Raw genomic sequence first — 19,752 nt, forward strand, 5'->3', positions numbered from 1 at the left:
GAGAGGATTTTGTGAAATCATTTTTTGTAACAAATATCAAAATTGGAGACGAGTTAGAAAACGAACCGTTCTTGATTCAGGATTCTATTTTGCGCGAGACGAAGGATGGACGGCCGTATTTGCTAGGCAACGTGCGCGATAACACGGGGCAACTTCCCTTTGTCTATTGGGACATTCCCAGCTACGCCGAAAGCTGGGTGAGCATTGGCAGTGCCGTGTTGGTAACCGGCCGCGTGGTGCGCTACAAAGATGCGTTGCAAATCAACGTCACAGACATGAACCAAAATCAGGAGCCGGTTCTGGCGGATTTACTGCCTGCCAGCCGCCGCCCCCGCGCAGAGATGCTGGCAGAGCTAAAAACGCTTATCAACAGTCTGGGGCAGCCTTGGCAACAGTTAGTATCCAGCTTGCTTCTGGAAGAAAGTTTTTTGGCGCAATTTGCCGATGCGCCAGCCGCCCGCAACATGCACCACGCCTACATTGGTGGACTCATGGAGCACACCTTGAGCATGGCCAAGATCGCAAATATGCTGGCCGACCATTACCCCTTTGTCAATCGGGATTTGCTGCTGGCAGGCACGCTGCTGCACGACATGGGCAAAACGATTGAGTACGACATCAGCAAATCATTTAGCTTCTCGGAAGACGGCCGTCTCGTGGGTCACATCACTCGCGCCATCGTCATGGTAGAAAAAGCGGCTGCTGAGCTGGGCGATTTTCCAGAAGACAAGCTGCGCCATCTGGTACACCTCATCGCCTCACATCACGGCACGCAGGAATGGGGATCGCCCGTTGTCCCCAAAACATTGGAAGCAGTGTTGCTACATCAAATCGATTTGCTAGACAGCCGCGTACAGGGCTTCTTTGACCATCTAGTCAATGACAACGGTGAGGAAGCGTGGACAGCCAAAAGTAGCTACATGTTCAATACAGAACTCCGTCGCCCCGACGGCTTTGATTGGCAATAGGGATTTGCCACAGAGAACACAGAGGGATACGAGGTTTTCTCTTTTTCCTTTGTGTTCTCTGTGGCTAAAAAGTTTTACGGCTCCAGGCGGTAGACAGCGTAAAGCAAGCGATTGCGCTCATCTCGAATTTCTTCATAACGGCCGTTGCCCCACACATCCTGCACAAAATCCAGTTCATTCAGCCGCTCGGGTAAAAAGATTACCATCGTGGGCTGATCAATAATCCAATCTGGTGGCCCGGTTAAGGGTTCAACCAAATCAACAGCCTGCACATTTGGCGCCAGATAAGGAATTGTGGCCAAGCTAAAATAGCCCATTCGCGGGAAGCCCAAAAAGTACACGTCTGGCGTCACTGGCTCATCTTGCAAATCGTACGCAATTTCTGTGGCCACCACTGTGTTGTCCCCACCTAAAGTGTATGAGTCGTACAGTTCGCTGAAGTAAAACGTTATGTCAAACAAGATGAATGTAGCTAGCAGAACGGCCGTTCCCAATCCAATCCAGGCTTCTTCATTAGGCCAAAGCTGCCGCAGCCAGCGGCCGACCAAACCAAATGGCAGCGCCATCACCACCGTCACTGACGGCAACGCCAAAATGAATCGCTGCGAGGCCGGGGGGTCTTGGCTAAATCCGCTCAGCAACACGACCGAAAGCAGCGGCAGCAGCAACAAGCTAAACCGTGCATCCAGACGCAGCACGACCCAAACTAAACCGAGCAAGAACAAACCCGCCGCGAGTGGCAGCAGCAGCGGCACACCCGGCGCGTACAGCAATCGCAGCGGTTCGTGGGTAAACCCCAACGCCGCTAGCCCCATTTGGCGCAGCACAATGACCCATTCGCTTACGTTCTCGGCAGCAGCCATGTTGGTCAGCCGCTCCCCCACAATGGTCACGCGGTTCAACGGTGCCTGAAATTCGGGCCAATGGGTGGCAAAATAGATACCCAACGGCAGCACGGTAACAACGGCCGTTCCGCCAGCAAGCAGCATATTCACCAGTTGCTGCCGCCATTGGGATCGCCGACGCCACCATAGCCCGGCCAACCAAATGAGCAGCAGCAGCGGCAGCACGCGCACAGACACATAAAAATATTGCCCCAGCCCCAACGCCAGGCCTGCCAAGAGCCACGGCAATCGTTTGCCACTCCGCCAGCCAAGCCACACTCCGGCCAGGACCAAGGCCACAAACAGGCTGTCCCACACGTTGTTTAGCCCGATGCGACTCATATGAATGTGGTAATGGGACCCCATCATCAGCACGGCCGCAGGAACGGCCGTTCCCCGACCAAACATTCCCCGCGCCAAAAAGTATGTCGCCACCACCGCCAGCGTGCCGCCCAACGCCGCAAAATAGCGCAACGCCCCAATCGTCTGCCCAAACAGATCAATGAACATGCTTTGCAGCGCATAATAAAAGGAAGGAAACGAAAACCAGCCAATGGTGAACCAATTATTGGCCTGCCCTTGCACAAACCGTGCTGCATGCAACCCAGCCGATCCCTCATCCCCGGAAAAGGTGTTGGGGAATTGGGTAACGGCCGTTCCCCGCAGCAACCAGGCACCGACCACCAACGCCAGCAAAAACCACCACTCCCAACGCGCCAGCCCCGGCCCACGCCGCAGCCAGAATCGCCACTCCATCAGCGGCACGCCCCCCAGCAGCATAAAGCCAATCGCCAACAGCCACGCCCCCACCGATACATCCCAGCGACGCGCCAACGCCTGCTCCCCCGCGGCCAGCCACGCCAAAAAGGTCAGCACCACGGCCAACAACAGCAGCAGCAGTTGCCAGCCCGCCACGCCCAGCCGCTGGCCAACTTGGTGCAGCTGGGCCGATGCCCAATCGTCAGCCACCCCCTCAGGCCGAACGCGACTGCCCGCCCACAAAAAAAGCGCGGCACCTAGCAACATGACGCCGCCAACAGCCCAACGCGCAACAGTTGGCACATGGGCAAATGTGAGTTGCCCCAACACAACCAGCAGGAGCCCTCCGCCAAGCATGGTGGCAATCAGTTGTCGATGCGATTGTAGGGTTAGCATGGGGTTTTGGGGTGCGGAAACGGCCGTATCCACCAACTCATTTTGCCGCCAGCGGCGCAGCAGCAGCCACCCAATTAGCAGCAGCAAGACCGCCAGCCACAAAAATGCCAAGGTTGTATTTGCCGAATTTGTCGTCACAATAGACGCAATTATCAACATCTCCACTTTTTATGCAATGAAGCCTCTACCTCTGGTGAAAGTTTAGCGAACAGCATTCTGAACGCATGTTCATCGCAACATTCAGGCTAACGCCTGCCAGAAAATGAACGCAAAAAGAAATCAAATTGTATTTGCTCCCGCCGATGATAAAATCCCCCATGCTATGGAAAAAGAAACCACACAGCTTGTCCAGTTCATTCATAATGCCCCAGAGCGCATTGTACTCGTTGCGGCCGGTGCCGGCACCGAAGCACTCTCCAATCTGCTCGGCGTCCCCGGCGCGACGCGCACCTTACTAGAGGCACTTGTCCCTTACAGCAAAGCCGCGTTTGATGAGTTTCTAGGGCGGCCCCCCGCCAAATATGTTACAGAACGGACGGCACGTTTGCTGGCCGGGCGGGCCTTTACGCGAGCGCGCTGGCTCGATGCCGCCACCCATCCTGTGGTGGGGCTGGCCTGTACCGCCACCATCATCACCGACAGACCCAAGCGCGGTGAACATCGGGCATTCTTTGCAACGTGGCAACCAGACCGCCTGGTTGAATATGGCATCCATCTGGACAAGGGGCTGCGGGACAGAACCGGTGAGGAAGATTTAGTGAGCCGCGTGATCCTGAATGGCTTGGCTGAGGCCTTGTCTTTGCCAGCTCGCTTGTCCTTGCCCCTCACAGATAATGATCGGCTCACTGTAAATACGCATCACTTTGGCCAGGCTGCCCAACAGCTCATCGGCGGAGAATTGGACTATTTTGGCGTCACGGCAGACGGCCGTATCCGCAACAAAAACGTCAATCCCCAAGCACTGCTTTCCGGGGCGTTTAACCCACTGCACGACGGCCATCTGGAACTGCTGCAAGTCTCGGCAAAATTGCTGGGCCATCCCGTCGCCTTTGAGATTTCGGCAAAAAATGCAGACAAACCCGCCATCGCCCCAGAAACAGTGGTGGAGCGGATTGCTCAATTTGCCGGTCGCTGGCCTGTGTATGCCACCAATGCCCCCACTTACCTGGAAAAAGCGCGCCTGTTCCCCAACACCGTGTTTGTCATAGGGTTTGATACGGCCGTTCGCGTCCTTCACCCGCGCTACTACCAAAACAGCAAAACCCAACGAGACGCCGCCCTCCATGAAATTGCCGAACTAGGCGGCTCCTTTTTAGTGGCGGGTCGCCAGGATGAGCAGGGCATCTTCCGGGATGGTCAGCAGCTCAACGTCCCAGAATCATTTACCCATCTGTTCCAACCCATCCCCCCCGAAGCATTTCGCAAAGATATTTCATCGACGCAATTACGCGCCACCGGGCAGCGCGGCAGCCGCTAGACGACGAGCAACGAATTTACCTGAATTCTTGTGAAGTCGGATTTGGTTCGTGGAAATTTGCGTAAATTCGATGCACAGAATAACTGGCAACAAAAAAGGGCTTGACGTCTCCCAACATCAAGCCCTTTGTAACCAAACAAATTTTTTTACGACGCTTGATTACGTGGCTCAACCACTATGCGAATGGCTGTTCGTTCCTGGTCGTCAATAGAAACTTCTACAAATGACGGGTCACAAACGATATCAACCCCCTCCTCCGCCAGGTACCCTTTAGCAATGACAATTGCCTTCAGGGCCTGGTTGACGGCACCGGCACCGATGGCCTGCACCTCTGCCCGATTCACTTCGCGCATAACGCCAGCGATGGCACCAGCAACAGCGGCCGTTCGAGATCGAGCAGAAACTTTGATGACGTTCATGTTGGGCCTCCAAGATGTCTCGTCGATGATCCGAATCCGGGTGTCATGTCAGAGAGTATTGCTCAGGATGATTAAATTCTCTCAATTCATTAACAGATTGTCAAGGATAACAGTACGCGCAATTCCTGGCAAAAATAGGCGGTACTAGTACTTGATGGAAAATGTCTCACAGATTCAGTGATTTGGCAAACGGCCGTTCCACACCGCTGACTGCCATCCCAGATATGCGGTTGGGTGGAAAAGATCACCCATATACAGAAATAGACTTGCGGCCCTTGTTTGAAGACCTACGCTGCAATTTACCATAATACTGTGGATAAACGGCCGTAAACTGTGGAAAACTGATCGCAGGTGTGGAAAACTCTAGTTGTCATAAATTTCACAAAAAGTCGCCAAACCCCACATATGGGGGCGTACTTAGCTCCTAGAATATATACGCATGTTGACTAATTCGGGAAACAATAGCACAACATGAGAACAATTTAGCACTTATACAAAACTTTCCACAACAACAGAAAGGATGCACCAAAGGAATCTCAGAAAGATATGGAGGGGAATGATGCCAAACCCGAAGATGTGGGGAAATAAAAGAATTGCACACATATCCCCAGCCCCTACAACTACATACTAAAAATAATAATGATAAGAATAATCATTTGGATAACTTCTTTTAATACCGCCCGGAACACAACGCAGAATACAAAAGTCTAATCTACATCTGTATAGGCAGCCCTCTCAAAAAGACTTTTGTATTCTTGTTTCTACTTTATAATCATCCCCATGTCACTTGCCGAACTGATAGCTTCCTTGCGGATGAACCGCGACTTTATGACTAATGTGGTTGCCTGGGAACGACTCCCGTCACGGCCGTCTGCCACCCAGCCTCTCTCCTTGCCCCCACAAGTTACCCAAGCATTGCGTCAACGGGGGATTGAGCAGTTATTTACCCATCAGGCAGCATCCGTAACGGCCGTTTCCCAAGACCAAAACGTCGTCATCGCCACCACCACCGCCTCCGGCAAATCCCTCTGTTACACCATCCCTGTTTTCCAACGGCTGCTGGAACGCCCAAAAGCCCGCGCCCTCTACATCTTCCCTACCAAAGCCCTGGCACAAGACCAGCTGGCCGAAACCCAAGCGCTCATCGCCGCGGGCAACCTGCCGTTTGAGGCGCACAGCTACGACGGCGACACGCCCCGCAGCCAGCGCACCCAGGTTCGCCGCAGCGACGGTATCCTCCTCACCAACCCAGACATGCTGCACGCAGGCATCTTGCCCTACCACACCGGCTGGCGCAGCTTGCTCAGCAATCTGGAATTTGTGGTGTTGGATGAGATTCACGCCTATCGGGGCATCTTTGGTAGCCACGTGGCCAACGTGCTGCGCCGCCTCCAACGATTGTGCCAATTTTATGGCAGCGATCCGCAATTTATTTGCTGCTCGGCCACCATTGCCAATCCTAAAGAACATGCTGAGCGTTTGGTGGAACGGCCGTTCACCCTCATTGATGAATCCCAGAATGGCGCACCCAGCGGGGAAAAACAGTTCATTTTGTACAATCCACCCATCATAGACGAGACGCTAGGGCTGCGCGGCAGTTCCGTACTGGCCGCGCGGGATGCTGCCAGCACCTTCCTGGCCTCAGACATTCAAACCATCGTCTTTGCCCGCGCCCGCCAAACGGTAGAGCTGCTGCTGGCCTACCTGCGCGACGACGTGGTTTACCAAGGTGGCGAAGAACTGTCCGTGACGGGCTACCGGGGCGGCTATTTGCCGCTGGAGCGTCGCCAAATCGAACACGGTCTACGCAACGGGCAGATTCGCGGCGTGGTGGCGACCAACGCGCTGGAATTGGGGATTGATATTGGGCAGCTAGATGCGGCCGTCATCACTGGCTACCCTGGCTCGATAGCCTCGATTTGGCAGCAGGCGGGCCGCGCCGGGCGACGCAACGACCAGTCCGTCGCCATCATGGTCGCCAACAATAGCCCCCTCGACCAATACATCTGCACCCATCCGCGCTACATTTTTGGCAATTCGCCCGAACATGCGCTCACCAATCCAGACAATTTACGCATCATGGTGCGCCATCTGCTTTGCGCAGCCTTTGAGCTACCCTTCAAGCAGGGCGAACCGTTTGGCGGTTTTGGCGACGCGACCCCACTGCTGGAAGCCCTGCGCAACGGCGGCGATTTGCACGAGACGCGGGATCAGTTTCATTATGTGGGGGAAGGCTCGCCCGCAACGGCCGTTTCCCTGCGAACCAGCGGCGATGATACCGTCGTCATTCAAGCCCACGATGAGGACAGCGTGCAGGTGATTGGCGAGGTGGATTTGGAAACCGCCCCCGTCATGGTGTACGAAGGCGCGATTTACATGCACCAGGCACGCACGTATTTGGTGGAGGAATTTGATTGGAACGGCCGTATCGCCCACGTCCGCCCCATCGAGGTAGATTACTACACCCGCGCCAGCGTCGGCAGCTCCATCCGCGAGCTGAACCCGCTGGAGACGGCCGAAGAAACCATCCTCACGCAAAGTCGCAAAGCCGAAGGGACTAAATCCAAAAAATCCGCGCAATCCGTGGCTATTCTCCGCGCCTGGGGAGACGTTACCGTCGTGACCAAGTCCACTGGCTACCGCAAAATCAAGCGATACACGCACGAGACGCTGGGCTTTGGCGAGATTGAGTTGCCGGAGATGGTGCTGGAAACCAGCGGTTACTGGCTCATCTTCTCCGATGCGTTGACGGAGCGACTGTACGATGCGGGCATTTTGCTGCGACCCAACAACTACGGCCCCAACTGGCAGCAACAGCGCCAAATTGTCCTTGCCCGCGACAACCACCGCTGCCGCAACTGTGGTGCAGAAGGCCGCAAAGACCTGACAGGTTTACAACCAGACGAAGCTCAGAGCGAGTCACCTCAAAAACCTGTCAGGTCTGTTACGCTACACGTTCACCATATACGGCCGTTCCGCGATTTCAACTACATCCCCGGCCAAAACGACCACTACAAAGAGGCCAACCAGCCTGAAAACCTGATCACCTTGTGCCCAAGCTGCCACAAGCAGGCCGAAGCTGGGCAACAGGCACGCTCCGCGCTGGGCGGGCTTGCCTACGTATTGCGTAACCTGGCCCCGCTCTACCTCATGTGCGATCCTGGCGACATTGAAGTGGTCGCCGAAAGCCGCAGCCCGCTCACCAAAGCGCCCACCATCGTCATTTACGAGTCTGTAGCAGCAGGCGTGGGCTTCAGCCAACGCCTGTTTGAGCAGCACCACGACCTGCTGCCCGCCGCTCTGGAACTGGTCAGCGACTGCCGCTGCCGCGACGGCTGCCCCGCCTGCGTTGGCCCTCCCGGCGAGATTGGCCCGGACACCAAGCAGGTCACCCAGCAGCTTTTGCATATGCTCACGGTGTGAACTGCGTCAAAACCTTCACTTGTCATTCTGAGCGGAGTCTTCGGAGCGAAGAATCTCTCTGCTCCAACAAGACTGAGCGCTTGTCAAGACGATAGGGATGCTTCGGAGGACCTCAGCATGACAATTGTGGTATTTTTTACTGTGGGCAGGCTCCTGACCGCGCCACCAAACCGGCGCGGTGAGGACACCGGCCGGAGCGAGGTTGTTGAACGTGCAGGAGTGGCAGTCCTGAGTAGTGGGTTTTTCAACATTATACAGGCAGGACTGCCACTCCTTGATGCGTGATTGCAGCAACAACGGGCAATTGGGTAAAATGGAACCTGAATTTTGCCAGTTAAGCGGGACGCACCTACCAGATGCACCCCACTTAAAACACGAGGAACCTCATGGCCGACTTCTTATACGACAACCCTGATGATGCTTACAAAGAAGCACAGAGCCGCATTCAAAAGGCAAAAGATATTTCCTTGACCATGCTTGAGCTATGTGGATTGGGCTTAACAGTTGTTCCACCGGAAATTGGTCAGTTGACGGAGTTGAAGGTACTTAGGCTTCATGAGAATCTGTTAACAGATGTTCCATCGGAAATTGGTCAGCTAACGGAGCTGAGGATTTTTTGGCTTCATACTAATCGACTCACGACCATTTCACTCGAGATTGGGCTATTAAGGGAGTTGGAGTGGCTCGAACTTCAAAAAAATCAGTTAACGGCCGTTCCCTCCGAAATTGGGCAATTGACGGCGTTGAAAATACTTCGGCTTCATGAAAATAAGCTAATAGCCATTCCGCCGGAAATTAGACGGTTGACAGAATTGACAGAGCTTTTTCTTTTTGAGAATGAGCTAACAGAAATCCCGCCAGAAATTGGACAGTTGGCAGATTTGAAGGAACTTTATCTTCACAATAATCGGCTTACAGCAATTCCTCCCGAAATTACCCAACTAACAAAATTGCAACAGCTTTATCTCCATAACAATCCTGATTTACCCATCCCACCAGAGATTGTGGCTCAGTCATACAATCCTCAAGCCATTCTGGATTATCTGCGTGAACAGCAGGAAGCACCCGCTCGCCCACTCAATGAAGCCAAGCTTATCCTCGTTGGGCAAGGGGGCGTGGGGAAAACTTCCCTGGTTAAACGGCTGCTGGGGCAGGAGTTTGACGAAGCGGAAGCCCAGACGGAAGGGATCAACATTGAAACTTGGTCGCTGGATGTTAATCGTTCCCAACAGGGGATTGTGCCCATCTCCCTCAACATCTGGGACTTTGGTGGGCAGGAAATCATGCACGCCACCCACCAATTTTTCCTCACCAAACGCAGCCTCTACCTCCTTGTCCTCGACGCCCGCCAGGGGGAAGATGAGGGGCGCGTGGAATATTGGCTGACCCTGATCAACAGCTTTGCCCCCGATGCCCCCGTCCTCGTCGTCATCAATAAATCAGACCAGCACCATCTGGACATCAACCGGCGCGGCCTGCAACAGAAATACCCGGCCATCAAAGGCTTCATCCGCACCTCTGCCCGTAAAGTCAGCGGCATTGAGGAACTCAAAACTGAAATTGCCAACCTCCTGTCCACGATGGAACACGTAGACACCGCCTTCCCCGCCAGTTGGATGCAGGTCAAAAATACGCTCGTTAATATGCAAACCCTGCTCCATTTCATTCCCTATGACGAGTATGAAGCCCTCTGCCTCCAAAACGGTATTGAAGAAGAAAGCAGCCAAACAACACTCGTTCGCTTTCTCCATGATTTGGGCATCGTCCTCAACTTCACTGATGACGACCGTGTCCGCGATACCAGCGTCCTCAACCCCAACTGGGTGACGGAGGGCATCTACGCCTTGCTCAACAGCGATACATTGCAGCAAAAGCACGGCATTCTGGCACGCAACCAGGTGCGAAACCTGCTGCCCCGCGAGACGTACCCCAACCAGCAACGCCGCTTTCTGCTGGACATGATGCTCAAATTTGAGCTGGCCTTTGGTTTGCCGGGCGGCCAAACGCTCCTTATTCCTGACCTCATCAGCAAAGAGCAGCCCGCATTTGAATGGGACGATGCCAACGCCCTCCAATTCGCCTACCAATACAGCGTCCTGCCGCGCAGCATTTTGCACCGCTTCATGGTGCGCCAACACCAGCGCGTGGATCCAAAAATCCGCTGGCGCACCGGCGTCATGCTGCACCACGACGGCTTCACCGCTCTCGTCAAAGCAGACATACAAGCCGCTACCATCCGCATCTCGATCCTCGGGGATGGAGACCGTCGGCAGTTTCTTTACTCCCTCCGGCTAGAATTTGCTGGTATTCACGACACCATCCAAGGGACGAAACCGCGCGAGGTGGTGCCAATCCCCGGCCATCCAGACGCGCAGCCAATTGATTATGCTTACCTGGAGCAGCTAGAAAAAATGAAGATGGCTTCTATTCCCTACCCTGCTAAATACGGGGAAGTGGTCATGCTCGACGTGCAGGAATTGCTCAACGGCGTCAGCACAACAGAAATGCGGCAGGCTGGTCTCCCCACCCGCCGTGAGGTTTTGTCCGCCTTGAAATCAGCGTTTGATGAAAATGAGTTTCATGATTTGCTGTTTGATCTGAAAATAAGGTCAGGATCGTTGGCTGGGGATTCATTGGATGCCAAGATGCGGGAGTTAGTAACACTTGTTGAGCGGGAGAACCGCTACCAGGATTTAGTGACCGAGATGGTTAGCAAACGGCCGCATCTCTTCAACGAATCCCGCCGTTCCCACACCTAATCTTGTAGCGGCAGACCCCCGTGTCTGCCCAAATTTGGGCGCGCACGGGGACGCGCCCCTACCATTGCCTGGTTTATTTTTAAACACCGAGAGGGTGGAACAAGAAAAACGGTATTTTATGAGAGATTCTATTCCTTACATTGACTTTGGCGGCGAGGGGCCAATTCTCCACTTCGCTCATCCGAACGCCTACCCCCCGGCCGGGTTTCGCCAATTTTTAGAGCCGCTGACTGAGCGTTTTCGCGTTTTCGCTGTGGAGCATCGGCCGCTGTGGCTGGGCTCAAAGCCCGAGGAGATGCACGATTGGACGGTGATTGCCGATGACCTGATTCGCTTTTTTGACCAGATGGGTTGGCAGCAGGTAATTGGCGTGGGGCATTCATTGGGGGCAGTGGCGACACTGTATGCGGCCGTTTCCCGCCCAGACCTTTTCTCCCACCTCATCCTCATCGAGCCCGTCTTCTTGCCGCCAGAGGTGCTGCAAATGACGGCCGAAAATCCCGACGCAGGCGCGTTTAACCCGATGGTGGCTGGCGCACTCAAGCGGCGCAACCGCTGGGAGAGCCGCGAAGCAGCGTTTGCCCGCTTTCGGCGCAAATCGGTTTTTGAACGATTTTCTGATGACGCTTTGTGGGATTATGTCAATTCAGCGACGAGGGAAACCGAATCCGGGGAGTTTGTGCTGGCGTTTCCGCGTGAGTGGGAAGCCCGCTTTTACAGTATGCCGCCGCAGGGCGTGTGGGATGCGCTTCCCAAACTGAATCACCCCACGTTGGCTATACGTGCCGAAGAGTCAGACACGCTTTGGCCACCATCCTGGCAGATGTGGCAAGAACTACAGCCAAACGCCACCTTTATTGAACTACCCGATTGTGGCCACATGCTGACACTGGAACGGCCGTCCCAAGTTGCCAAAATTGTGCAAAATTACCTCGCTAACGACCTGTGACTTGAAAAACAGGACACAGATGAACACAGATTCACACGGATATTTCCCTCTGAAAATCTGCGTCAATCTGCGAAATCTGCGGATAAAACTTACTCGCGGCGCAGAAATAGCTTTTTGCAGTTGGGGCAACGCCACGCCGCTTCTCCCTTCTCCAACGGAATAAGCGGAATAAAAAAGAGCGAAAAGTACCGCTTATTGCGAACAGGTTCCATGGTCACTAACTCACGGCAGTAGCCGCAGGTTGTGGTGTGCTTGCTGGCGCTGTCGTCAGACACCACGCGCCCTCTTGTGCCAAAAATGATGATGGGCATAAGTCATCCTTCATTAAGTTGCCATTCTGAGCAAGACGAAGAATCCCAAATTCGAAACAAAAGCTGCCATGATTCTTTCTGCGAAGATTCATTCAGAAAGCTGCTTCGGGGGACCTCAGCATGACAATTGAGAATTGATTTGCAACATTTTACCTGCTTTCTGGTAATGATGGGTAGATCGAGTGTGCAAGTGTGCGAGTATGCAAGTGGCAAGTTTGCACGTGGGTAAGTAGCGTATGGAGGTATAGGGATGTCTTCTTTTGAAAAATCATTGGTGGTGGGAATTGGTATTGTGGGGATGTTGGTGGTCTGCTGCCTGGGCGCAATTTTTGGGGCAGCGGTGGTGAATAATCAGGAGAATGGTGGTGATGGTAGCGGGCAAACGGCCGTTACCACCCAAAACAACAGCGTAGCCCAATCTACGCCACTGCCGTCGCCAACGGCCGTTCCTACGCTGCCATCTGTCGAACTGCCTGAAATCGCCCCCAATGACACCAACTTGGCCGCACTGTCGGCCTATGCCGAGGCGATCAAGCCGATTTTGGAAGAAGGACTCACCGTAGCTGAGCGGGACGGCCAAATTTTAGAAGCAGGCAAGGAAAATCCAGACGCATTATGCGGCGGCAACCAGGTGGCGCATTCCACCCTTGCGGCAGATGCAGCGGTGATGGATCGTTTGCTCACCGAGCTTGGGCAAGTTGACGCACCGGGAGAAACGGCCGTCCACATCCACAAACCGCTTACTGAGAGCCTCCGGCTGTGGGCAGAGGCGTTAGACAATTTGAACAAATCATGTGAAACGGCAGCGGCCGTTGAGCGCGATCTGCTACGGGTGGGGGCTTCCTTGCAAGCAGGCGGGGCCATCCTCAACTTCCACGTCGCCAGCGACAACTTTTGGCGGTTGCTGGTAGTTTATGGCTTGGAAGCCATAACAAGGTAAAGGAAAAAAAAGAGCGGCTTGACCGCTCTTTTGGGATTCAGAAGGGGGATTCCGAAAAAAGCACTATTTTTTGGTTGAGAGCTTGAACGGTGCGTAAAGAGGGCAAAAGCCAACCACGCTGGTGAGTAAAAAGACAATGGCCAAGATGCCCAGGATGATTGCGGCCGTCCCAGAGATAAGATTAGTGAAATACAGTACGGCCACGGCAACAGCCAAAACCACTCGAATAACGCGATCTGCACTTCCCATATTTTGCTTCATGAGTGTCCTCCGAAAAATTATTGTGTAAAAAACTGAATCAAATAAGCCAGGCCAGAAATGAGGCTAATGCAGAGCAAGCAAACCATACTGAGTTTTAAGAGGGTGTTGCGGGTGTTGGTTTGTTTCTCTGCGTCACGGTTCATTTTGTCCTTCATTGTTTTTTAGACGGGGGCGAATGGGAAAGGTTACAAATTACTCAGATGTTTTGGATTTGATAAAAGCATCTTGTAGCTGGTTAAACAAACGTACACGGCTTTGGGCTGGAATGGTTCGCTTGCCTTGTTCGCGGAACAGAAAGATTGTTTGCTGGGTGCTGTCTAGCACCACACGGCAATTTTGACAGGTTGCCAGATGTTCCTGCGCCTCAGAATTTAGTTCTTCTTCCAACTCCTGGTCAATGTAATCAGAAAGATATTGGAGCAGTTCTTCGCATTTCATTTGGTTCAATCTCACTCAGAACCAATCGCTAGCAGCGACTGGGTTAAATGCTCGCGCAAAAATAGTCGGGCACGGTGCAAACGAACTTTAGTTGCGCTGATGGACAGGTTGGTAATGTCGGCGGTTTCCTGCGTAGATAATCCTTCAACCTCACGTAGCACAAAAACGATGCGGAATTTCTCTGGCAAGGCAGCAATGGCATTGTCCAAGGCGTACACCACTTCGTTATCTGTAAGCAGCTTCTCTGGCCATTGTTGCCAATCTACTAAACAGACTGGAGCAGGCAAACGGCCGTCCTCCGGTTCGTCTGCCAACACCACATCCGGCTTTCTTTTTCGCAGCCGATCTACGCTCAGGTTGTAAGCGATGCGGTATAGCCAGGTACCTAAATTTGCGCGGCCTTCAAACTGATCCAGCCGTTCAATTAGCCGTAGAAATGTATCTTGCACAACGCCCTCGGCTGCAACTTCATCCTTAAGCAGGCTTGCCGCAAGCCGAAACAGCTTATCAGAATATTGCTCAAAGACGTACGCAAAAGCATCTGGGGTTCGATTCCGCAATGCCGCCAGCAGGGCGTCAGCATCGTAAGCGTAAATTGATTGCGAGTCCATATCTATTTTTGACGATTGACATATTAAAAAGTTACAAAGAAGTTGCCACCCAGACCGCAATGGCAACGGCCGTACCCAAACTAATAAAAAATTTTAAGCTAAATTCTGCCTGATTTGGGTGACAAATTCCCAGTTTGTCGGTTTAATAGTACCAGAGTACCGTATGTTCGACTCACTCAATTTGTGACACGATCGCAAAAGCGATGTCTACCAAATTGAACCCCAGGTTGGGAATTGTGTAAAACCCAATGGGGGAAAGATTGTCCATAAACAGACCACCTATATTTTCAAGGAGAAATTCATGTCAAAAGCAAAACTATCTTCTACCGAATGGGATTTGGTGAAAGATGCACCATTTTGGGTCAATGCAGCTCTGGCAGCGGCAGACGGCCGTGTCGCCCTCATCGTGAAGCGCAAAGAGGCAAAGGCCGTTAACAAGGCAATGGATGCGTACAAAGGGGGCAACCAACTGGTGCGTGATGTCATCGCCAACGAAGAAGATCCCGACAAAGCTGTCAAAAAAGCGACTCAGTCGCAGGCTGAAAAAGCCTTGAGCCGTATTTCTGGCATTGTGGAGAAGAAGCTGGGCGCAGATGATCTGGACACCTTCAATACCTTCTTGCTGAGCGTGGGTCGCTCCGTAGCCGAAGCGGCCGGGGAAGGCGTGTTGGGCATTGGCAAAAACACCAGCGATGAAGAAAGCGAAGCCCTGCAAGGGATTGCCGCAGCATTAAAGGCAACCCCTGCTGACAAACAGGCACGTCGTCGGGCCAAGCAAGCGGCCGAAAAAGCGGCCCGCGAAGCCAAAGCCAGAGAAGCGGCTGCTGCCAAAGCCAAAGCCGAGGCTGCTGCCAAGGCCAAAGCAGAAGCTGCCGCGAAAGCCAAAGCACAGGCTGAAGCCAAAGCGAAAGCTGCTGCAGATGCCAAAGCCAAAGCAGAGCGCGAAGCCAAGCTGGAAGCACAAAAGCAAAAGCGGGACAAAGCACTTGAAGCTCGTAAATTGGAGCGTGCTAAAGAAAAAGCTGCCCGTGAAGCCGAAGCAAAGGCCAAAGCAGAGGCTGAAGCCAAAGCAAAAGCAGCTAGCAAATCTCGCTTTACTGAATTTATTGCCGAGCATAAAGTGGTTTCTGGCGAAAACTTGAGCGTTATCTCAGAGAAATATTACAATACGCAGGCTAACTGGCGTTTCATTTACGAAGCTAACCAGGATGTGATTGGAGACAATCCGAACCTGATCCGCGTTGGGCAAGTTTTGAAGATTCCAAAACTGTAGAAATTCACTCTTTACAGGGTCTGGCATTCGGCTAGACCCTGTGTTGATTGGGGCAGAAAAAGATAAGCGACTAATAAATTGTCACATATACAGATATACAGGAGAGAATAATGAATTTAAGCGCACCGAAGCAAGTTACTTTTATTGTTGCAGTGGTTCTGGCTGTATTGGGTCTTCTTGGCATGATCATCCAACTTGGCTTTGTTACTAGCCTGGCACCCTGGTTAATTTTGATAGGCTTTGTTGTACTGGCTGCAGGCTGTTTTGTGCCAAATTTGTGAAATTTTAGATAGGTCAAGTGCCTCTGCAACGTTGTGACTTCTAACTAAAAGCACTTGAATAATGAGCTGCATCGCAAGCCCCAGCGATGCAGCTTTTTTATTTTGGGCCATCAAAAGGCGCACAGTTGTTCTAATTGCGTTATAATCTCTACATCAGTAAAAAAAACCTCGCTTCCCCAAAATGAGGCTGACTTGAGCAAAAAAGAGTTTCGCGTTGAAAATGAGTATGAGTACCATCGCAGTGGGCCGATTCGCTGGATTTTGTCGCATGTGATGCGCTATCCGTGGTTGCCCATCTTGGTGACGGCGGCGTCCATCATTAACAACCTGGCGGCCAGTTACGTACAGGTGTTTATTGGTCGCGCCTTCGATTTAATTAGCACCCCCGGTTGGGCAACGACTGCGCTGTTGGGTATTGCGTTTGCGGTGTTTGGTGCGGTGGCGGCGCAAAGTGGGTTGGGCATCGCCCGCAATTTTGCCAATGAGTACATTGCTCAACTCATTGAGCGGAACAGCCGGGACGAGCTTTACATAAGTTTGCTGGGGAAGAGCCAGACATTCCACGGCCGTCAGCGCATTGGCGACATCATGGCGCGAGCCACCAACGACGTGCGTGCCCTCAACATCATGTTTAGTCCGGGCATCATGCTGCTGGTAGATGGCTTTATGGGCATTGTGGCGCCGGTTGCCCTCATTGCCACCTTGCGGCTGGAACTGCTGCTGGTTCCCGGCATTTTTTTGCTGCTGTTTACGGTTACGGTGTGGGATTATGCGCGCCAGCTCAACCCAGTTAGCCTCTCTATGCGAGAGCAGTTTGGCGTGATGAACGCTGGCTTGGCGGAATCTATTGGCGGCATTGAGGTGGTAAAGGGCAACGCGCAGGAGCGGCAGGAGATTCAAAATTTTGTTACCAACGCGGGGCGATACCGCGACTTTTTTGTGCAGCAGGGGGTTATTCAGGCACGCTATTTGCCGCTGCTGGTCTATTCACTCTGCTTGGGTGCAGGCTTTTTCCATGCGATGTGGCTGTGGCGGGCGGGCACGCTGACGCTGGGCGAAGTGGTGACCTTTATGGGGCTATTTGGCATTTTGCGCTTCCCCACCTTCATCTCCATCTTCTCATTTAACCTGGTGCAGTTGGGCATCGCCAGCGCCCGCCGCATTTTGGAGCTGATCAATGACGAAACTGATTTGGATGAGAATGAGGCGGGTCACCAGGCGACGATTCAAGGTCAGGTGACTTTTGAGGATGTGCGCTTTGGCTACAATGGCGAACCGGTGCTGGATGGCATTCGCTTTGCGGTGGAGCCGGGGCAGACGGTAGCCATTGTGGGGCAGACTGGCTCTGGCAAGACGACGTTGACCCGCCTGATTAACCGAATTTTTGATGCGGAAAACGGCCGTATCCTCATAGACGGCTGTGACGTGCGAGACTGGAGCCTGGAGTCGCTCCGCTCTCAAATCTCTACCATTGAACAAGATATTTTTCTGTTTTCACGCACGTTGGCAGAAAACATAGCCTTTGGCGTGCCGAATGCCACGCAAACCGATATTGAGCAAGCGGCCAAAGAAGCGCAGGCTCATGAGTTCATCATGGGGTTCAATGAAGGGTATGAAACGGAAGTGGGCGAGCGGGGCGTTACGCTTTCTGGTGGGCAGCGGCAGCGCATTGCCATTGCCCGCGCCTTCCTTACCAATCCGCGCATCCTCATTTTGGATGACAGCACTAGCGCCATCGACAGCGCGACCGAAGACCAGATTCAGCAGGCGATGCGGCGCATCAGCCGCCAGCGCACTACCTTCCTCATCACCCACCGCCTGTCGCAGATTCGCTGGGCGGACCAGATTTTGGTGTTAAGCAACGGCCGTCTCACCGACCAGGGCACCCATGAAGAACTACTAGCCCGCAGCCCCGCCTACCAGCGCATCTTTGCGAGATATGATTAGTACCTTACAAGCCATATTCTTGTACAGCGAACAAGAAAGTGAATCAAAGATTATGCAGATTTAACAGATTTTTTTAATCTTTTTAATCTGCGTAATCTGCTGATAAAAACCTTTTTTGGTTCTGGCTTGTCCAGGTTAGGAAATTGGAGATTTTGGCATGGAAATGAATGTGCTTCTTGAACGAGTAAACCATTTGAAAGCAGAGGTTGATGCACTGCGCCCAATTGATGCAGCTCAAGAACGGCGCATCATGCAAAAATTTCGCTTGGACTGGACGTTTCATTCAAACGCTATTGAAGGAAACAGGTTAACCTACGGTGAAACAAGAGCTTTTTTGCTGCATGGGATTACGGCGCAAGGCAAACCGTTTCGTGATTATCTGGATATTAAAGGGCATCATGAGGCAATTGATTTTTTGTTAGCTGTTGTTCGACAAGATGAACCGCTAACCGAAGCCGATGTGCGAGAACTTCATAAGGTGATTTTGGTGGAACCTTACCAAGTAGACGCACGAACGTTGGAAGGTCAACTGACCAAACGAACCATTCAGCCCGGACAATACAAAACAATGCCCAACCATGTTGAAACAAGCACGGGCGAAATCCATTATTACGCCATGCCAGAAGACACACCTGCTAAAATGGCTGATTTGATGGCCTGGTATCGCCGTGAGCTAGACAAGGGTGATCTGCACCCGTTGAAATTAGCGGCGACCTTCCATTACGAGTTTGTAAGGATTCATCCATTTGATGATGGCAACGGCCGTATGGCCCGCCTCCTCATGAATCTCATTTTCATGCAAGCGGGCTTTCCCCCAGTCGTTGTCCGCACTGAAGACAAAAATAACTATCTTTTAGCTTTGGAACTGGCGGACACAGGCGATCTGGAGCCGTTCATTGTTCACATTGGCAACGAACTGCTCAACTCACTCGATCTATTTCTTCGCGGCGCAAAAGGCGAGCCTATTGAGGGAGAAGATGATCTTGATAAGAAATTGACCTTATTGGAATATAAAGCGGAAGCAGTAAAAAAAGCTAAGGGGCCAGAAAAGAATCCAGCAGTCTTGTCTTTGTTTTTTGATGTCACACTAAGTCGTATATTAACACAAATATTTACTCAGCTGCCTAAGTTTAATCGCTTCTTTTCCAGTCGTTCTTTTAGATTCGAATTTAACGATAGCCAATTACAACATGAGCTTTTTTCTCTAGAAGATTCTGAAAAAACAATTCGCTATTTCAAGCAAGTTATGACCAATCGAGACATTGAATATATTCAGATAACGTATGAATGGAAAGAACTTCTCGCTGATAAACAGTTCGGCTTAACTATAAAAACCTCGATTTTTTTAAGGCAGTGGAATTTTGAGATGATGTATCATCCATCAGACCATACAAAGGTAAATACCTTTTTCAGTGGTGGATACACTGATTTTTTTTCAGATGAGCAAATTAAAACTTCGATTTCTAATCTGACTGATGATGTCTATAAACAAATAGATGAAGTGATTTCTGACAAAAACAAGAATTCGTAAATGTCATGGGTTTTATTCTAGATGGTTTAGACACTCTTTAGCTGTGGCCGGTGTCCTCACCGTGCCACAAGGTGGCTTGGTCTGGAGACCGGCCACAGCAACTGTGACATTCTCTTTTCTCTCTG

At 52.2% G+C, this 19,752-nt stretch carries 16 protein-coding genes; 10 read left to right on the forward strand and 6 right to left on the reverse strand.

Features of this window, described 5'->3' with window-relative positions; genetic code table 11:
- Positions 1 to 11: 11 nt before the first annotated feature.
- Positions 12 to 968 carry a 3'-5' exoribonuclease YhaM family protein gene (locus ACOQPU_RS16745; protein ID WP_420640971.1) on the forward strand — a complete coding sequence of 319 codons (957 nt, stop codon included), beginning with the start codon at positions 12 to 14 and terminating at the stop codon, positions 966 to 968.
- Positions 969 to 1,042: 74 nt separating this feature from the next.
- Here ACOQPU_RS16745 and ACOQPU_RS16750 read toward each other — a convergent pair whose 3' ends face one another.
- Positions 1,043 to 3,145 (reverse strand): ArnT family glycosyltransferase, encoded by a 2,103-nt coding sequence (locus ACOQPU_RS16750; protein ID WP_420640972.1) that lies wholly within the window; start codon positions 3,143 to 3,145, stop codon positions 1,043 to 1,045.
- A 124-nt stretch (positions 3,146 to 3,269) separates the two neighbouring features.
- Here ACOQPU_RS16750 and ACOQPU_RS16755 point away from each other — a divergent pair, with 124 nt between their 5' ends.
- On the forward strand, positions 3,270 to 4,484 hold the full coding sequence (locus ACOQPU_RS16755) for a hypothetical protein (RefSeq protein ID WP_420640973.1): 1,215 nt from the start codon (positions 3,270 to 3,272) through the stop codon (positions 4,482 to 4,484).
- Between the two features lie 146 nt (positions 4,485 to 4,630).
- Here the strand turns inward: ACOQPU_RS16755 and ACOQPU_RS16760 are convergent, their stop codons facing one another.
- On the reverse strand, positions 4,631 to 4,903 hold the full coding sequence (locus ACOQPU_RS16760) for a stage V sporulation protein S (protein ID WP_420640974.1): 273 nt from the start codon (positions 4,901 to 4,903) through the stop codon (positions 4,631 to 4,633).
- A 780-nt stretch (positions 4,904 to 5,683) separates the two neighbouring features.
- On the opposite strand from ACOQPU_RS16760, the gene ACOQPU_RS16765 reads away from it, so the two are divergent.
- The 3 genes from ACOQPU_RS16765 to ACOQPU_RS16775 all read left to right on the forward strand — a co-directional run bounded on the left by ACOQPU_RS16765 (position 5,684) and on the right by ACOQPU_RS16775 (position 12,034).
- Positions 5,684 to 8,326 carry a DEAD/DEAH box helicase gene (locus tag ACOQPU_RS16765; RefSeq protein ID WP_420640975.1) on the forward strand — a complete coding sequence of 881 codons (2,643 nt, stop codon included), beginning with the start codon at positions 5,684 to 5,686 and terminating at the stop codon, positions 8,324 to 8,326.
- 386 nt (positions 8,327 to 8,712) lie between these two features.
- A complete protein-coding gene (locus ACOQPU_RS16770) occupies positions 8,713 to 11,085 on the forward strand; it encodes a COR domain-containing protein (protein WP_420640976.1) in 2,373 nt (790 codons plus the stop codon).
- A gap of 118 nt (positions 11,086 to 11,203) precedes the next feature.
- Positions 11,204 to 12,034 (forward strand): alpha/beta fold hydrolase, encoded by an 831-nt coding sequence (locus ACOQPU_RS16775; protein ID WP_420640977.1) that lies wholly within the window; start codon positions 11,204 to 11,206, stop codon positions 12,032 to 12,034.
- A gap of 89 nt (positions 12,035 to 12,123) precedes the next feature.
- Here the strand turns inward: ACOQPU_RS16775 and ACOQPU_RS16780 are convergent, their stop codons facing one another.
- Positions 12,124 to 12,345 (reverse strand): zinc-ribbon domain-containing protein, encoded by a 222-nt coding sequence (locus tag ACOQPU_RS16780; RefSeq protein ID WP_420640978.1) that lies wholly within the window; start codon positions 12,343 to 12,345, stop codon positions 12,124 to 12,126.
- Positions 12,346 to 12,595: 250 nt separating this feature from the next.
- On the opposite strand from ACOQPU_RS16780, the gene ACOQPU_RS16785 reads away from it, so the two are divergent.
- Positions 12,596 to 13,285, forward strand: coding sequence for a hypothetical protein (locus tag ACOQPU_RS16785; RefSeq protein WP_420640979.1), 690 nt, complete (start codon positions 12,596 to 12,598; stop codon positions 13,283 to 13,285).
- A gap of 63 nt (positions 13,286 to 13,348) precedes the next feature.
- Here the strand turns inward: ACOQPU_RS16785 and ACOQPU_RS16790 are convergent, their stop codons facing one another.
- From ACOQPU_RS16790 to ACOQPU_RS16800, 3 genes are all read right to left on the reverse strand, one after another.
- Positions 13,349 to 13,546 (reverse strand): YgaP family membrane protein, encoded by a 198-nt coding sequence (locus ACOQPU_RS16790; RefSeq protein WP_420640980.1) that lies wholly within the window; start codon positions 13,544 to 13,546, stop codon positions 13,349 to 13,351.
- 192 nt (positions 13,547 to 13,738) lie between these two features.
- The gene (locus tag ACOQPU_RS16795; protein WP_420640981.1) at positions 13,739 to 13,984 is read right to left on the reverse strand and encodes an anti-sigma factor family protein; all 246 of its coding nucleotides are present in this window, start codon (positions 13,982 to 13,984) and stop codon (positions 13,739 to 13,741) included.
- Between the two features lie 11 nt (positions 13,985 to 13,995).
- Positions 13,996 to 14,595 (reverse strand): RNA polymerase sigma factor, encoded by a 600-nt coding sequence (locus tag ACOQPU_RS16800; RefSeq protein ID WP_420640982.1) that lies wholly within the window; start codon positions 14,593 to 14,595, stop codon positions 13,996 to 13,998.
- A 301-nt stretch (positions 14,596 to 14,896) separates the two neighbouring features.
- Here ACOQPU_RS16800 and ACOQPU_RS16805 point away from each other — a divergent pair, with 301 nt between their 5' ends.
- The 4 genes from ACOQPU_RS16805 (at position 14,897) to ACOQPU_RS16820 (ending at position 19,627) form a co-directional block, all read left to right on the forward strand.
- On the forward strand, positions 14,897 to 15,868 hold the full coding sequence (locus ACOQPU_RS16805) for a LysM peptidoglycan-binding domain-containing protein (RefSeq protein ID WP_420640983.1): 972 nt from the start codon (positions 14,897 to 14,899) through the stop codon (positions 15,866 to 15,868).
- A 110-nt stretch (positions 15,869 to 15,978) separates the two neighbouring features.
- Positions 15,979 to 16,149 carry a hypothetical protein gene (locus tag ACOQPU_RS16810; protein WP_420640984.1) on the forward strand — a complete coding sequence of 57 codons (171 nt, stop codon included), beginning with the start codon at positions 15,979 to 15,981 and terminating at the stop codon, positions 16,147 to 16,149.
- A gap of 192 nt (positions 16,150 to 16,341) precedes the next feature.
- Positions 16,342 to 18,096, forward strand: coding sequence for an ABC transporter ATP-binding protein (locus tag ACOQPU_RS16815; RefSeq protein ID WP_420640985.1), 1,755 nt, complete (start codon positions 16,342 to 16,344; stop codon positions 18,094 to 18,096).
- 157 nt (positions 18,097 to 18,253) lie between these two features.
- The gene (locus ACOQPU_RS16820; RefSeq protein WP_420640986.1) at positions 18,254 to 19,627 is read left to right on the forward strand and encodes a Fic family protein; all 1,374 of its coding nucleotides are present in this window, start codon (positions 18,254 to 18,256) and stop codon (positions 19,625 to 19,627) included.
- The last annotated feature ends 125 nt before the right edge of the window (positions 19,628 to 19,752 follow it).

The sequence above is a fragment of the Candidatus Leptofilum sp. genome (assembly GCF_965223285.1).
Classification (GTDB): domain Bacteria; phylum Chloroflexota; class Anaerolineae; order Promineifilales; family Promineifilaceae; genus Leptofilum.

Coding starts and splice junctions, on each gene's coding strand:
- ACOQPU_RS16775 (WP_420640977.1), top strand. CDS start 11,204: ATGAGAGATTCTATTCCTTACATTGACTTTGGCGGCGAGGGGCCAATT.
- ACOQPU_RS16765 (WP_420640975.1), top strand. CDS start 5,684: ATGTCACTTGCCGAACTGATAGCTTCCTTGCGGATGAACCGCGACTTT.
- ACOQPU_RS16800 (WP_420640982.1), bottom strand. CDS start 14,595: ATGGACTCGCAATCAATTTACGCTTACGATGCTGACGCCCTGCTGGCG.
- ACOQPU_RS16780 (WP_420640978.1), bottom strand. CDS start 12,345: ATGCCCATCATCATTTTTGGCACAAGAGGGCGCGTGGTGTCTGACGAC.
- ACOQPU_RS16790 (WP_420640980.1), bottom strand. CDS start 13,546: ATGAAGCAAAATATGGGAAGTGCAGATCGCGTTATTCGAGTGGTTTTG.
- ACOQPU_RS16785 (WP_420640979.1), top strand. CDS start 12,596: ATGTCTTCTTTTGAAAAATCATTGGTGGTGGGAATTGGTATTGTGGGG.
- ACOQPU_RS16755 (WP_420640973.1), top strand. CDS start 3,270: ATGAACGCAAAAAGAAATCAAATTGTATTTGCTCCCGCCGATGATAAA.
- ACOQPU_RS16810 (WP_420640984.1), top strand. CDS start 15,979: ATGAATTTAAGCGCACCGAAGCAAGTTACTTTTATTGTTGCAGTGGTT.
- ACOQPU_RS16820 (WP_420640986.1), top strand. CDS start 18,254: ATGGAAATGAATGTGCTTCTTGAACGAGTAAACCATTTGAAAGCAGAG.
- ACOQPU_RS16805 (WP_420640983.1), top strand. CDS start 14,897: ATGTCAAAAGCAAAACTATCTTCTACCGAATGGGATTTGGTGAAAGAT.
- ACOQPU_RS16795 (WP_420640981.1), bottom strand. CDS start 13,984: ATGAAATGCGAAGAACTGCTCCAATATCTTTCTGATTACATTGACCAG.
- ACOQPU_RS16770 (WP_420640976.1), top strand. CDS start 8,713: ATGGCCGACTTCTTATACGACAACCCTGATGATGCTTACAAAGAAGCA.
- ACOQPU_RS16760 (WP_420640974.1), bottom strand. CDS start 4,903: ATGAACGTCATCAAAGTTTCTGCTCGATCTCGAACGGCCGCTGTTGCT.